Here is a 15060-nt window from a genome sequence, read left to right on the forward strand (position 1 = left end):
CTGAAATCAGACGGCAACCGGGTTTTTACACGGTGATCACTTCTACGCCGGCATCCTGAAGCCGCTTTTTGTCTTCGGCCGAGATGTTGGTGTCGGTAATCACTTTGTCGATGTCGGCGATGGAACAGATGAACGCCAAGCTTCGCTTTTTGAATTTGCTGGAGTCCACCAGCAGGATTACTTCTTTGGAAATCTCGATCATGATTTCGTTGAGGCGCGCTTCTTCCACGTTGGGCGTGAATACACCCTGACGTGTATCAAAACCGTCTACACCAAGAAATGCTTTGTCAACATTGAAGTTGCGCAGGCTTTTTTCGGCCAGGGGCCCCACAAGCGAAAGCGAATTTTTGCGCAGGTATCCACCGGGCATAATCATGTTGATGTTGGGCTTGGTGATGAGCTGGTTGGCAATGTTCAACGCATTGGTAATCACCGTAAGGTCTTGAAAGTCAGGCAGATTTCTGACCAACTCCGACGTTGTGGAGCCGGAGTCGATAATGATGGTGTCCGACTCGGTGATGAGCTGCGCGGCCATCTTTCCGATGCGTGCTTTTTCCTGGAAGTTGATGCGACTCTTGTCGGCAAGTCGTTGATCGTTGGCCACACCCGTCTCAAATTTAAGCGCTCCGCCGCGGGCGCGTATGAGTGTGTTTTTTTGTTCGAGCTGATCGAGGTCGTTGCGAATGGTCACCTCACTCACCTTAAAGATCTTGCTCAGCTCTTCTACAAATACTTCACCCTTTTCGGAGAGCATATGAAGAATGTCTTTTCGCCTGCCAACGGTACTGTCTCTTTTTTTGGCCATGGGGTATGGTTTAGCGCTTCGTAAAGATAATAATATGGATAACTTATTTTAAAAGCTCGTCCATACCGATATCCTTTCAGTGACGGCTTCTGGTGTCTTCAAAAACCGGGTTCTATTTCGATTGTTGTCGTAATCACTTTGTTTATGTTTCATTTCCTTATTTTTTATTGAAAATTGTTTTCGATTTGTGATCGAAATGAAAAATAAAATTTTATTTTTGTTTAGAAAGCAAACGAAACATAAGATAGGGGCTTTTTGATTGCCTGCCATGGAATGTTTGGTGTTTGCGCTCTTGCTAAAGGATTTGAAAGCCTCTAACCCTGACCTATGAAACCAAAGCCTGTGCAAACTGCTGACTACGATCAGGAATGTGATGAAGCCATCTGGAGCACATTTCAACTGGGAAACCGCGACGCCTTTGCGGCACTCTATCATCGCTACTTCAAGATCCTCGTGAAAAATGGTCTTCGCATTTCCAGCGACAAGGACCTGGTGAAGGATTGCATTCACGACCTCTTCATGGAGATCTGGAAAAACAAACTAAACCTCGCCACACCGGCATCGGTGAAAGCTTACCTGATCAGTTCCATTCATCGCAAAGTGATCCGCCAGGTAAAACGCATGCGGACGCGCGAGAAAGAAATTCACCACTTGTCGGTGCACGAGTTTGCGCATTCCAAAGAAGACCAGATCATCTCGCAGCAACGACAGGAGGAACAACAACATAAAATCAACAAAGCCTTGTGCGCACTCACAAAACGTCAGAAGGAGGTGGTCTACCTGAAATTTTACGCTAACCTCAGCTACGCCGAGATTGCCAACCTGATGGCGATCAGCACAGAGTCGATCTACAATCTCGTGTCAAAAGCCATCGACAATTTGCAAGGCGAGCTCACAAAAATGCCGGAACATAAATTTCAATAACGACAGTTTGGGTTGACAGATACCCGGCGGTACGAACGCAACGTGCATCGTTGCGTTCACCGCGGGTTCTGCAAAAGAAACGATCCATCCCAACCCCGCATGCAGGGTTAGGATGGATCGTTTTTGTTTTAGAACACCAGGTGTTGCAGTTTTTGTATGATGGTGAAGTAGGGATTGCTTTCCAGCGATTTTGCCAACGTGTCGCGTGCCGATGTGTCGTTTGTTGCGCTGGCCACCACCCAGCGGTGGGGTGGACGTTGGGAGCCATAGGCTGCCAGTTTTTCTTTCCAGGCGTCGGCTGCAGCCGCGTCGTGGCGCTGGGTGAATATCCAAAGCGGCAGAATGTTGTTGAAGTTTGGTTCCAGCGGTTGTTGCTGTGAATAGTCGAGCACAGCTTTTAACAACGCTTCGGCTTCGGCCAGCTTGTTCAGCTTTTTCAAACAATAGGCTTTGGCATAGTCCTGCATGCGCGTGTCAGCGTCATAGGGTTTGCCTACACCGAGGCTTTCGGGCCACGCTTTTGATTTTTCGATTTTCACGATGGCGTCTGCAAATTTCTTTTTGTCCATGAGTTCCAGCGCCCACAGCATGTAGGCTTGCTCGTAAACTGTTTTGCCATCGCTCGAACCTTCGAAGGGAAGAATAATCATGCCCTCGAGCACCTTCACACTGTTTGCATAGTTGCCGGTGTGTAACAGGGCTTTGGCATATGAGAGTCCCAGCGAAGAGTTGCCTTTAAATTTCTTCGTCGCGTCCAGCGAGAGCGACAGCATTTTAGGATAGTCGTGGGTTTGTTCGTAGTGTTCGATCAATGCGGCCCAGTTTCGCCAGTCGGTGGGGGCGAGTTGTTGCGCCCGTTCAAGGTCAGCCTTCGCCTGTGCACTGTTGGTTCGTTTCAGCAGGAAGGCACGCGAGGCATAGAAGGGAGCGAAGTCCGGTTGCTGGCCACACGATTGAAAAAGGGCGATGGCATCTTTGTCGCGTTGAATGCCCCAGTAGTTCAGCGCCAGGTAGTAGGTGAATTTCCAGTGTGCATGCTGCTCTTTGGCCCACAGCAGCACGTCCACGGTCTCGGAGCGGAATGGAAACACGAATGCAGCCGATTCAGCGGCAATGCCCGCCAGTGCTCCAGTGTCTTTCTTCAGGTAGGCTTGCCACAGGTGAACCAACGAATGGGCTGGTGATTTTTCCAGTACACGCAAGGCATCGGCGGTCCGTCCCAACGAATTGTAGTGTATGGCGATTTCCAGAAAGGTCTGATAGGGAAACTCATTTTTGATGGAAGCGGCAAAGGCATCGTATCGCGCAGGTGTTTCCTGCAACAGATATCCTTCGAACGCCGCGAGGTGATTAAGCGGATCGAACGACAACATGGTGTCGACAATCTTTCCCGCTTCGGCGGCTTGTCCTTTGATGCGATAGACCGCTGACAACACACTCAGTGCGCTAAAGTTGTAGCGGTTAAAATCCAGAGATTGTTGTGCATATTTTTCAGCCAGGGTCAGGTCGTTGCGTTGCACTTCGATGGCGGCCATTTGGGCAAGCGCGGCCGAGCGATATTCCGGTGAGCGCGCAGCCCATCCGAAAGTTTCCAGCGCATTGAGCAGGTCGCCTTGTGCACGATAGGACACGCCGGCGAAATAGTTTATCGAGGGATCGTAGGCATCAAGTTGCAGCCCCAGGGTTGCATAGTGCAATGCCGAATCATAGCGATGGCTACGGTAGTGCAATTCGGTTAATGCCGCAAGCGCATCAATGTATTGTGGGTCTTTCGCAAGACATTTGAGGAAGCTGGTTTTGGCTCCGCTGTAATTGCGGGATTCCTTTTCTTCCATGCCTTCATAATACAAATAGGCCGCGCTCGTGGGATCCGCTTTGAACGTTGACGCGAAAGGCCGCTTGATTAGGTTTTTATTTTCTGAACTGTATCGCAAATCCATTCCTTCCACTAAAACGTCGAAGGGTGCATCAGCTGGCAGCGTAACGGTGGTTTGAAAAACCTCCATCGGCTTTAAAGCTTTGGTTTCCGTATGAATCGTTTTTCCGCCCGACAACACAACAAGTTTCGCTTGTGCGTTGGAAAGCGCATTGATGCCGATCGTCAACGTGCTCTTGTCGCGCGTCACGTGCAGCACACCGGAAGGAGAGACATCGCTCAGTCCCCCGATTGTTTTCACAGGAAACCACAATTCGCTCCAGCGGTCGGTGAGGTTTGGCGCGAAAGGTACTTGCGTGATGGGCGTACGCAGCGAGGATGCCTGAAACTGGTTGAACATGCGGCCCGCCTGAAACTCCATATATTGTCCGTCGCTGTCGGTGAGCAGGTCTTCCCAGATGCCGCCGTTACGCGACAAGGCCCACAACCAAAGTTTGTGTCCGGGCATATCGTTGTAGAGTGCCCAGTGACCAAAACCGAAATTCGATTTGTGATAGTAGCCGCCCATGAAGTCGGTGTATTCGCCCACGATGTGCGAGGAGCGATGTGATCCGAAATTGCTGTTCACATATTTTGAGATGTCACGTCCCGCAGGATCAACGGGCCAGGGGCCGTTGGCTCCGTCGTGGCCAAGTTCCTGGTTGCCAGGATAGAAAAATTCAAGATCGTCCGATACCACGGCTGCGCCCGTCATCCAGTTGTAGTAGGATTGGGGGAGCGGGGTTGGGTTGCTCCACGTGGCATGGGTTTCGAAGAAGGCCTTGTCTTTGGGCAACCGAATCTCCACGCGCCACTGTGTGCGCGAAGGCAGATCGATGTTTCCCACAAAACAGCTCACGCTGCCGTCGGCATTTTTTTGTGTAGTATAATCAACCGGGGTGGACGTGGCCGGGCTGTGACCGATGTATCCAAAATTAAACTCAATGCCACCCGAAGTCCACGGCCCGCGCATGGCGATGTTTCTGAATTTCATCACTTCATTGCGATAGATAAATTCTTTACCGGTCGACTTCTCAATAGCACCCCACACTTTGCCACCTGCTTGCGGGAGAATGTATACCTCAATAAACTCGTTCTCAAGCTTCACCACGTTCCACTTTTGTTTTTTTGCTTCGGTAGCATAGCCATCGAATGTGTGGTAGGGATAGATGCGATTGTTTCGTTCGGTGAGAATGGGCACCGGGTTTGGTTCGCTGAACGCGTAGGTCAGCAATTCCATTTCTGTTTCGGTGACTGTGGCCTGCTGTGCATTTGCGGCGAAGGCCAGCAGCAGCAATCCATGTAGCAGTAGGATGCTCCTGCGTGTATGCAGGCTTAGGATGGATGTGAAATGGTCTGCGGTCTGTTTGCCGAGGTGGCGAAGGTGTGCAAGAAAATAGAGGATGAAGTGTTGTCGCTCCCGGAATACTGTAAATTGATAGCGCGGGTGGCCGTTTTGGGTTAGGTGTCTATTCATTCCTTTAAAGTAAGATTTTGTAAGATATAATGTGATTAAACTATTATTTACTGGTGAATTTTAGTTAATAGTAAATAAAAGAAAGTAAAAAACAATAAAAAAGTAATAAAACGAAAGTGTGATTTAGTTTTATTATTACTTTTGCCTGACTACCAGCTAAACGAAAACAGACTATGAAATACTTGGGGATAGAGTCATCTGACCTCGTGAAACTAGGAGGCATTCACACCGCCCGTGAAATTTGCCAGCAGCCGGAACTGTGGCGCAGGGCTTGGGAGGACGTCAACCAGCAGGAACCAGCGTTACTGAAATTTATGGACGAAGCCCTGGCCAACACACGTCGTATCATTCTGGCCGGTGCAGGCACCAGTGCCTTCATTGGTTTGTCGCTGCGCGGTGTTTTTCAACGCGCTACCGGCCTGCCTACTGATTCGGTGGCCACCACCGACATTGTGTCGCACCCCAAAGACTATCTTCATCCCGATATTCCCACGCTGCTCATTTCGTTTGCGCGCTCCGGCAACAGTCCCGAAAGTGTGGCATCCATTGCGCTGGCCGACGAGATTTGCAAAACATGCTATCACCTCATAATCACCTGCAACCCCGACGGCAAGCTGGCACACTACTCGTCAAAATCGCGGCACTACATCTTTAATCTTCCACCCGAAGCCAACGACCAAAGCCTGGCCATGACCAGCAGCTATTCCACCATGCTGCTCGTTGGGTTGCTCATCGCCAAGGTGCGCCAGTTGAAATCGCTCGCGCCCGATGTAGACACTCTTATTCAATATGGTCGCAAACTGATTGAGCTTTATGCCGGCGACTTTCGCGAGATCGCGCAGAAGAACTTTAACCGCGCCGTGTTCCTGGGGTCCGGACCGTTTTTCGGAACGGCCACTGAGTCGCACCTGAAGTTGCAGGAGTTCACCGATGGCAAAGTGATTTGCAAAAACGATTCATACCTCGGCTTCCGCCATGGCCCCAAAGCCGTGGTAGACGAAAGCACGCTGGTGGTCTACCTGCTCACCAACAACACCTATGCGCTGCACTACGAAAAAGATCTGATTGAAGCCATGAAGAAGGGCCGCCCTCCGTTGCTGGAGATCGGTATTTCAGAATCGGCTATAAAAGACCTGACCCTGCAGCACGCGTTTCAATTGTCGGAGAATGGAAAGAAGATCGAAGAAGAACTGCTGACCGTGTGCTACATTCTGCCGGCGCAATTGCTCGGCTTCTACAAGTCGATTGCCCTGGGGTTGATGCCCGATGCGCCGTCGGCCACAGGGGCCATCACCCGCGTGGTAGAAGGCGTGAACATCTATTCACTCACATAATAGTGCTTTACAATTTGAAGTTGTCTTTCTATACTGGGCATTAATCCCCCTGAAAAGAATTATGGAGAAGCGTTTCGATGTATTGGTCGTTGGAGAATTGAATGTTGATCTCATTCTGAACACGATCGATAAATTTCCGGAAATGGGCAAAGAAGTGCTGGCGCAGCAAATGACCCTCACGTTGGGGAGCAGCTCGGCCATTTTTGCCAGCAACCTCAGCACGCTGGGCGCGTCCGTGACCTATGCCGGAAAACTTGGCTACGACAATTTTGGCGAACACATTCTTTCAAGCCTGAAAGCAAAAGGCGTAGACACGGGCAATATCATGCACACCACAACGCACAGCACAGGCGCCACCATTATTCTCAACTTTTCGGAAGACCGTGCCATGGTCACTTATCCCGGGGCTATGAGCGCATTGGCGCTGGTCGATGTGCCAGAAGCGAAAATGAAACAGGCGCGTCACCTGCACGTGAGCTCCGTGTTTTTGCAACCCGGCATACGCAAAGATATCGTCGCGCTTTTTCAACGCGCCAAGGCGCTGGGGCTAACCACGTCCATCGACCCGCAATGGGATCCATCCGAAACCTGGGACCTTGACCTGAAGGCGTTGTTGCCGTTTGTGGATGTGTTTCTTCCCAACGCCGTAGAGTTGAAAGCCCTGGCCCGCGTGAACAACTTGCCGGAGGCACTTGAATACGTGCGTCAATTCGATGGAGCCTTTGTGGTAAAGAACGGGAGCGAGGGCGCCTACTTGTGGGATGGCAAATCGATGCATCATCAACGCGCATTTCTCAACACACAGGTAGTGGACAGCATCGGTGCGGGCGACAGCTTCGACGCCGGGTTCATTTATAAATTTCTGCAACACAAGTCATGGCAGGAGTGCCTGGAGTTTGGTGCGCTCACCGGCGCGGTCAACACCACACGTCATGGGGGCACGGGCGCTTTCGAAGACCTTAACCTTGTCAAAACCATTGCAGCGTCAACCTTTAACTACACATTCTGAACATGCGGCTACAGCATAAACTGAAAACATTAGGACAAACTGGCAAGGCATTGCTGGCCACAAATTTCTATAACTTCGAAACGTTGTCGGGTGTGTTGCAGGCTGCCAAAGCCAACAACCAGGCAGTGATTCTTCAACTTTCGGAAAGCTCCATTCAATACCTAGGTTTGCCAATAGCCACGGCGTTGGCAAAGCAAGGCCTAGCCGAATATGGCGTGGAAGGCTGGCTTCACCTTGACCACGGCAGCTCGCCGGAGATGGCGCACCGTTGTCTTGATGCGGGCTTTGATTCGGTAATGATTGACGCCAGTGAAAAACCTTTCGACGAAAATGTGAAGATCACGTCGTCGGTGGTGAAACTGGCAGAGCGTTATGATGCCAACGTGGAAGCGGAACTGGGATACGTGGCAAAGTTGGGACAGGTGCAAAAGGTGAGTCAATACACACAACCCGAAGAAGCGAAGCGTTTTGTGGAAGAAACCGGCGCACACGCACTCGCCATTGCTATCGGATCGGCACACGGATTTTATAAAGAGACACCACAGCTTCAGTTGGAATTGCTCTCGGCCATTCACGCGGCCACACCGGCAGCACTGGTGTTGCATGGCTCATCGGGCATCCCCGACAATCAGATACGCGACGCCGTGAGCCGTGGCATCACCAAAGTGAACCTCGCCACCGAAACAAAAAACATGTTCATGAAAACGTTGCAGCAAGTGCTGCGCGACAACGATGAGATCGATTTGCGAAAAGTGTTTCCGCAAGCCACCCAGTCGGTGGTGAAGTTGATCCGCGAAAAACTGGAAGTGGTTTCACCTCACTAAACCCTATACGCCATGTTCGATATGAAAAAGACATTCACAATTCTATTGATGTGGCTTGCCACGGGGGCACTGGCCCAGACTCCGGACCAGCTGTTGCTCAAAAATTATCGCCCCAAGTCCATATACAACATTCCCGTCACCAAAATAGAGAAAGCGAAATATCCGGTCATCGACATGCACTCGCATCCCTATGGCAAAACAAACGAAGACCTGAAGCAGTGGATAAAAACCATGGACAAGATGGGTATCGAAAAAACGCTCATCCTGTCGTATGCCACAGGCGCGAAGTTTGACTCGATCTATCAGGTCTATTCCAAATTTGGCGATCGATTTGAGGTGTGGTGTGGGTTCGATCACACCGGCTTCAAGGAACCGGGATGGATCGATCGCGCGGTGAAAGAACTGGAGCGTTGTGCGCGCGTAGGAGCCAAAGGCGTGGGCGAGCTTGGCGACAAAGGCCTCGGTGAATTCTATTCTTCGCCAACACCAGCCTGGGGTATGCACATCGACGATCCACGCATGCGCCCGTTGTGGAAAAAATGCGCGGAGCTGAGACTGCCTGTCAACGTGCATGTGGCCGAGCCGATGTGGATGTATGAAAAGATGGACTCCACCAACGACGGCCTCATGAATGCGTACATCTGGCGCGTCGACCAGACGAAACCAGGCTTGTTAACGCACGCTCAATTGATCGGTACGCTGGAGAAAGCCGTGCGCGAAAATCCCGCTACCACGTTTGTGGCGTGTCACTACGCCAACTGCGAATACGACCTTAGCATCCTCGGCAACCTGCTTGGCAAATACCCGAATCTCTATGCCGACATCTCTGCGCGCTATGCGGAGACGGCCACGATACCACGCTACATGAACACCTTCCTTGAAAAACACCAGGACAAGATTGTGTATGGCACCGACATGGGCGCAGATCCCGAAATGTATGCCTTCACCTTTCGTATACTCGAATCAAAAGACGAACACTTCTACGCCACGGAAATGACCGGCTATCACTGGCCCCTTCACGGGTTTGGGTTGAGCGATGCCGTGCTGAAAAAAGTGTATCAAACCAATGCCAAGAAAATATTGAAGCGATAGACCGTCGCGGTTAAAAGACATTACCATGAATTTGTGACAAACGATGGAGTGGAACAGTTTTAAGAAAATCATTTTTCCCCGCGGCTTCGCGGTGGCCATCGACGACCTGGGTTGGAACGAGGGCAGCAATCTTTCGAAGGGCACACCACCGGGACCACACCGGGCGGGCGTGAAGCGCATATTCGACCTGAACGACTACAAACACGTGGTGGCCGTTGGCAAAGCAGTGGGGGCTCGCATTCAGAGTCTTTTTATCCTCAGCGAAATGGACCGTGAAAATGTGCTCGCGAAATATCCCACCACCACCTATCAACGTTCGCGCTGGAACAACGCACCCCGCGTGAGCAACAAGGAGTTTGTGATCATGGACTATGTGAAGCAACAAGCCGCGTTCATGGAATTCGGCTTTCACGGCACCGGTCATGAGTATTGGGCCGACGATGGCATTCAGCGCCGTGCCGAATGGTATAACCTCATCGATCGGAAACCCTGGCCCGAACATGAACTGCGCAATCATATTCAGGGCTTCATCGAGATCATGGCGCAGTATGACATCACGTCTGCAAAAGGACATTCTTTTCCGGAAAGCTTTGTGCCGTGTGCGTACAGCTATTACTGGAACCCGAATGGAGACTATAGCCTTGGAAAATTATTGTCGGAAGTGGGCGTGAAATATGCCAACACCGATTTTGCACAAATTCCCGAGCTGTGTCCTCCATCCGAAACCAACGGCGGCGGTTTCGATCATGGCACGCATGTGATCAACCGCATGAACTACGGCAACCTCTGGTACGAGCTACAGTCCTTGCCCAAAGTGCTCATCGACATGCAAAGCACCGACATGGTGGAAAGTCACTGGGTGAACTGGCTTGCCCCCGACGATTTTGTGCAAGCCGATGTGACCCAGCAGTGGGTTCAATATTACAAGCGGTTTCAGCGAGAGGAAGACCGCTATATTGCCAAGAACACAGAACAGCTTCACTCGCAATGGCTCTATCGCCGCCACACCCGTGTGCAGGAAGTCACCGAAGGCACCGTGGAAATCGACAACACCGCCATGCCGGACGATGCATACGCGCGCGACATACTCGGCAACATGGTGTTGAAAATCAAATTGCAAAAAGACCAGCACGTGTCGTCGGCCACGGTGAATGGAGAGTTGATGCCGGCCTATTTTGAAGACGAGGGCTTTGGCTTTTTATATCTGCCGCCCTTGGAACAACAACAGTATACGCTCCGGTATTCATTGGGCACGTCATCCCAGCCGGTTCATGTTTTCAACGACGGCACCTACAACATCTACAGCCTGCGTAAAGAGCAGAATCAGATTTCCATCGTGTTAAAAATGTACGGGCAACAGGTCGTGAAGATAAAATGCCCCAAACCCGACAACGTAATTTCGCTGGAGCCGGGTCTTTCCGTTCTCAGCATTGGATACGAAGGCGACATGCTTCACGTCACACTGGAAGCATCCGACATGCAGGGGAAGCGGGGAGAGATTCGGATCGCGTATGCCACACTTCAACCTTAATTTTTTTTTACAGATGAGATTCCTGCTCCTGCTTTTTGCATTCACGTCGACCGTTGCGTCGGCACAATCCTTTAAAACTGCGGGTATCTTTGGTAACAACATGGTTGTTCAGCAGAAGATCAACGCACCCGTGTGGGGTCTGGCTGCACCCGGCGAGAAAATAGAGATCGAATTTGCCGGCACGCACAGCGCCGGACATGCCGACGGCTCCGGTAAATGGATGATACGGTTGCCACAGCTTGAAGCCGGTGGTCCGTATATCATGATCATTAAAGGAGGCCGCGAGACGCTGACATTTTCCAACGTGATGGTGGGTGAAGTATGGCTGGCATCGGGGCAATCCAACATGAGCTTTTCGGTGGATGGAGTAGTGAACAAGGACGCTACAGTGTCGTCTGCTGATTTTCCCAACATTCGGGAAGTACACGTTCCCGAGCAGGTGAGCGGCACACCCTTGCGGGATTTGGATGGGCTGCAATGGAACGTGTGCACACCTCAAACCGTCGGCAACTTTTCGGCAGTGGCATTTTTTTTCGCGCGGGCGTTGCAAAAGGAAAAGAACATTGCCGTAGGCATCATCAACTCTTCCAACAGCGGCACGCCTGCCGAGGCATGGACCAGCGCCGACATGCTGTTCACACATCCCGATTTCAAAACAAGAATATTAGACCTGCGACACCACCCGGAAGATTGGGCCGCGTTGGACAAAGAAGGGCTTGTCATACAAAAGGAATATCGCCGCATCATCGAGACCACAAAGGCAGGGCAGGAGATGGGCGTGCACAAGCTAAAATACAATGACGCGGCATGGCCGCAGGCAAACTATCCTATCGTTGTTTCGAAGCTCGGTTTGGGTGGATACCGCCTGCTGTGGTTTCGTAAAAACATCACCCTGCCCTCAAAACCAAAAGGCGATCTTGTGTTGTCGCTGGGCAAAGTCATTCAACAGGACATCACCTATGTGAATGGCATAGAAGTGGGACGCACCAACCACCAGGGAGAAAGAACCTACACGGTGCCCGCAAAAGTGTTGAAAGCAGGAGTGAATGTGATTGCGATTCGTTTGTTGTCGGAATGGGGTTATGGCCGCATTGGCAACCCCGCAGATGTGCCGCGACTGCATTCGTTAGATAAAAAAACAGACATCAATCTGAGCGGCGCATGGTCCTACAACAGCAATCTCGAACCAGACTTGCCCGTGGCGAAGGATTATTCACTGGAACCATCGTCGTTGTTCAACGCCATGATATCACCCATCATTCCCTATGGCATTCGTGGCGCGTTGTGGTATCAGGGCGAGGGTAACTCAGGCAAGCCTGCACAGTATGAAACATTGCTCCCACTGCTCTTCACCGATTGGCGCACCCGCTGGCAACTTGGCAATTTTCCGTTCCTCATCGTACAACTCCCAAACTACGCGCCGGGAGGAAACAATTGGGTTAGGATGCGCGACGTGCAGGCAAAAGCCTTGCAGTATCCCAACACTGGCCTGGCGGTGACCATCGACCTCGGCGATCCAAACGACGTGCACCCCCGCGATAAGGAACCGGTGGGCGAACGCCTGCACGCCGTGGCAGAACATGTGGCATACGGTGAAGACCGGGTTTATACAGGGCCGATATTTTCGGCTGCGAAGCGATACGGAAACAAACTTCGTATAACGTTTGATCAGACTGGAAGTGGTCTGGTATTGAAGAGGAATACGCCCTCGGTGTTTCTTGTTTGTGGTGAAGACCGTAAATTTCATGAGGCAACAATGGTCGCGATCGAAGGCAACACGGTGGTGGTAACCTGCGATGCCGTGCCAGACCCCATCGCGATTCGTTATGCATGGAGCGGCAATCCCGACGCATCCCTCCACAACAATGAAGGATTCCCCGCAGCGCCGTTCCGCAGCGACACGTTCGAACTCAACTGACATTTTTCGATGAACAGAATTTCATCCTCTTTCCAACGCGCAACAGCCATGATGCTTCTCTGCGCGGCACTGCTTTCGTGTCGCCGCGCGGAACCGCCTTTTACCACATGGTCGGTCTATCGCGGCGACGCGGGCAGCACAGGCTATTCGGCGTTGCATCAGATCGACGCCGCTTCGGTGAAACACCTGGAGGTGGTGTGGACCTATCACACAAAAGATGCACGGGAAGAAAATCGGTCGACCATGCAATGCAATCCCATCATCGTGAACGGGAAGATGTATGTCACGTCCCCACGGTTGAAACTGATGGCGCTCGACCCCAAGTCGGGTCAGGAGCTTTGGAAGTTCGATCCTTTTGCCAACGCGGAAGCCACCGGCGTGAATCGCGGTGTCACCTATTGGCAGAAGGGCAACGACAAACGCATCTTCTTTTCGGCAGGGCCATACCTCTATGCGCTCAACGCCGACAATGGATCACTAATTTCCACGTTCGGCACAGCAGGCAGAATTGATTTGCGTGTTGGATTAGGTCGGGACCCTTCCGCCCTGGCCGTGTGGGCAACTTCGCCTGGCATGATCTTCGGCGACTTGCTCATACAAGGCACGGCCCTTGGTGAAGGTTATGATGCCGCGCCGGGATTTGTACGCGCCTATGATGTGCTCACCGGAAAAATAGCGTGGACCTTTCACACCATTCCACAGCCCGGAGAATTTGGCTACGACACCTGGGCAACCAACGCATACAAGGAAGTGGGCGGCACTAACGCCTGGGCTGGGATGAGCCTGGACGAAAAACGCGGACTGGTGTTTATTCCAACCGGATCGCCCGCATTTGATTTTTATGGCGGAAACCGGAAAGGTGAAAATCTCTTTGGCAACTGCCTCATCGCACTCGATGCGAAAACCGGTGCGCGCAAGTGGCATCATCAACTGGTGCACCACGACTTGTGGGACTATGACCTGCCCGCCCCGCCAACACTGGTGACATTGCATAAGGATGGAAAGACAATTGACGCCGTTGCCCAGGTGACAAAGATGGGCATGGTGTTCGTGTTCGAGCGCGAAACTGGAACACCGGTGTTTCCCATAGAAGAACGCGCCGTGCCTTCATCGGATTTGATGGCCGAAGAAACCTGGCCCACGCAACCCTTCCCCGTGAAGCCACTTCCCTTTGTGCGTCATCGTTTTTCGGACGACGACATCACCGACATTTCTCCGGAAGCACATGCTTTTGTGAAAGCGAAAATTGAAGGAGCACGCAAGGGCACCATTTATACACCACCAAGCATCGACGGTGTGGTGCAATTTCCCGGAACCCGCGGCGGCGCGGAGTGGGGAGGAGCATCGTTTGACCCGGAGACCGGCTTGCTCTACGTGAACGCGAATGAAATTCCGTTGCTCATCAAAATGAAAGCCGTGGAGATGGCCGGGGGACAACAACTTCTTTCTCCCGGCGAAAAGGTATATACGTTGAATAACTGCACCATGTGCCACGGCGCCGATCGTGCCGGCACAGGCGTGTTCCCGTCGTTGCAAAATTTAGCAAAGCGTCTTCGCGAAAGCGATGTCAGCCAGATTTTGAAAAACGGCAAAGGACAAATGCCGGCGTTCCCGAACCTTTCTGTGCAAGACAAGGAAGCACTCCTGGCGTTTTTGTTTGACAAACAGCAACAGCAAACAACATCCACCAATCAAACACCGGCCCAACCCACCACGTACCGCTATGTGCACGACGGCTGGAAGACGCTTACTGATGCTGATGGCTATCCCGGTGTGAAACCTCCCTGGGGAACACTCAATGCGATCGACCTCAACACGGGCGACAGGGTTTGGCAAGTGCCACTGGGTGAATATCCGGAGCTTACGGCTAAGGGTATTCCCATCACCGGCACACAAAATCTGGGAGGCTCTCTCGTCACCGCGGGTGGCCTTGTGTTTGTTGCCGCTACGCGCGACGAAAAGCTCCGTGCGTTCGACAAGCAAACGGGCAAGTTGTTGTGGGAATATAAACTACCTGCCGGGGGCTATGCCACACCCGCCACCTATGTTGTAGACGGCAAACAATACATCGTGATTGCAGCGGGAGGAGGAGGAAAGGTAGGCTCTCCATCCGGCGATGCCTACGTGGCGTTTGCCTTGAAAGAACGGTAGTGTCTGCGTAGTGCGTCAACCCAACCCAGCACTAAAAATCTCACCGGCTTTTCATGAGATATGCAGGCCGTCGTGCTCTT

10 protein-coding genes are annotated in these 15060 nt (G+C 51.9%); 8 read left to right on the forward strand and 2 right to left on the reverse strand.

Annotated elements, in window-relative coordinates; genetic code table 11:
• Window positions 1-25 precede the first annotated feature (25 nt).
• Complete coding sequence (gene agaR / locus JI741_RS28930) at window positions 26-805, reverse strand: transcriptional repressor AgaR (protein WP_202015658.1); 780 nt, start codon at window positions 803-805, stop codon at window positions 26-28.
• A 327-nt stretch (window positions 806-1132) separates the two neighbouring features.
• Between agaR and JI741_RS28935 the strand changes: the two genes are divergently transcribed.
• Window positions 1133-1729, forward strand: a complete 597-nt coding sequence (locus tag JI741_RS28935; RefSeq protein ID WP_202015659.1) for an RNA polymerase sigma factor — start codon at window positions 1133-1135, stop codon at window positions 1727-1729.
• A 128-nt stretch (window positions 1730-1857) separates the two neighbouring features.
• On the opposite strand, the gene JI741_RS28940 is transcribed toward JI741_RS28935, so the two are convergent.
• On the reverse strand, window positions 1858-5121 hold the full coding sequence (locus tag JI741_RS28940) for a DUF5107 domain-containing protein (RefSeq protein WP_202015660.1): 3264 nt from the start codon (window positions 5119-5121) through the stop codon (window positions 1858-1860).
• Between the two features lie 173 nt (window positions 5122-5294).
• On the opposite strand from JI741_RS28940, the gene JI741_RS28945 reads away from it, so the two are divergent.
• The 7 genes from JI741_RS28945 to JI741_RS28975 all read left to right on the forward strand — a co-directional run bounded on the left by JI741_RS28945 (window position 5295) and on the right by JI741_RS28975 (window position 14980).
• Window positions 5295-6455 carry an SIS domain-containing protein gene (locus JI741_RS28945; protein WP_202015661.1) on the forward strand — a complete coding sequence of 387 codons (1161 nt, stop codon included), beginning with the start codon at window positions 5295-5297 and terminating at the stop codon, window positions 6453-6455.
• Window positions 6456-6516: 61 nt separating this feature from the next.
• Window positions 6517-7464, forward strand: coding sequence for a carbohydrate kinase family protein (locus tag JI741_RS28950; RefSeq protein WP_202015662.1), 948 nt, complete (start codon window positions 6517-6519; stop codon window positions 7462-7464).
• Window positions 7465-7466: 2 nt separating this feature from the next.
• On the forward strand, window positions 7467-8288 hold the full coding sequence (locus JI741_RS28955) for a class II fructose-bisphosphate aldolase (protein WP_202015663.1): 822 nt from the start codon (window positions 7467-7469) through the stop codon (window positions 8286-8288).
• 21 nt (window positions 8289-8309) lie between these two features.
• Window positions 8310-9380 carry an amidohydrolase family protein gene (locus tag JI741_RS28960; RefSeq protein ID WP_202015664.1) on the forward strand — a complete coding sequence of 357 codons (1071 nt, stop codon included), beginning with the start codon at window positions 8310-8312 and terminating at the stop codon, window positions 9378-9380.
• Window positions 9381-9423: 43 nt separating this feature from the next.
• Complete coding sequence (locus JI741_RS28965) at window positions 9424-10911, forward strand: hypothetical protein (RefSeq protein WP_202015665.1); 1488 nt, start codon at window positions 9424-9426, stop codon at window positions 10909-10911.
• Window positions 10912-10924: 13 nt separating this feature from the next.
• Window positions 10925-12829 (forward strand): sialate O-acetylesterase, encoded by a 1905-nt coding sequence (locus tag JI741_RS28970; RefSeq protein WP_202015667.1) that lies wholly within the window; start codon window positions 10925-10927, stop codon window positions 12827-12829.
• A 48-nt stretch (window positions 12830-12877) separates the two neighbouring features.
• Window positions 12878-14980: an outer membrane protein assembly factor BamB family protein gene (locus JI741_RS28975; protein WP_236676326.1), complete on the forward strand. Its 2103-nt coding sequence runs from the start codon at window positions 12878-12880 to the stop codon at window positions 14978-14980.
• Window positions 14981-15060 lie beyond the last annotated feature (80 nt).

This window comes from Chryseolinea lacunae (assembly GCF_016735595.1).
In the GTDB taxonomy this organism is placed as follows: Bacteria; Bacteroidota; Bacteroidia; order Cytophagales; family Cyclobacteriaceae; genus Chryseolinea; species Chryseolinea lacunae.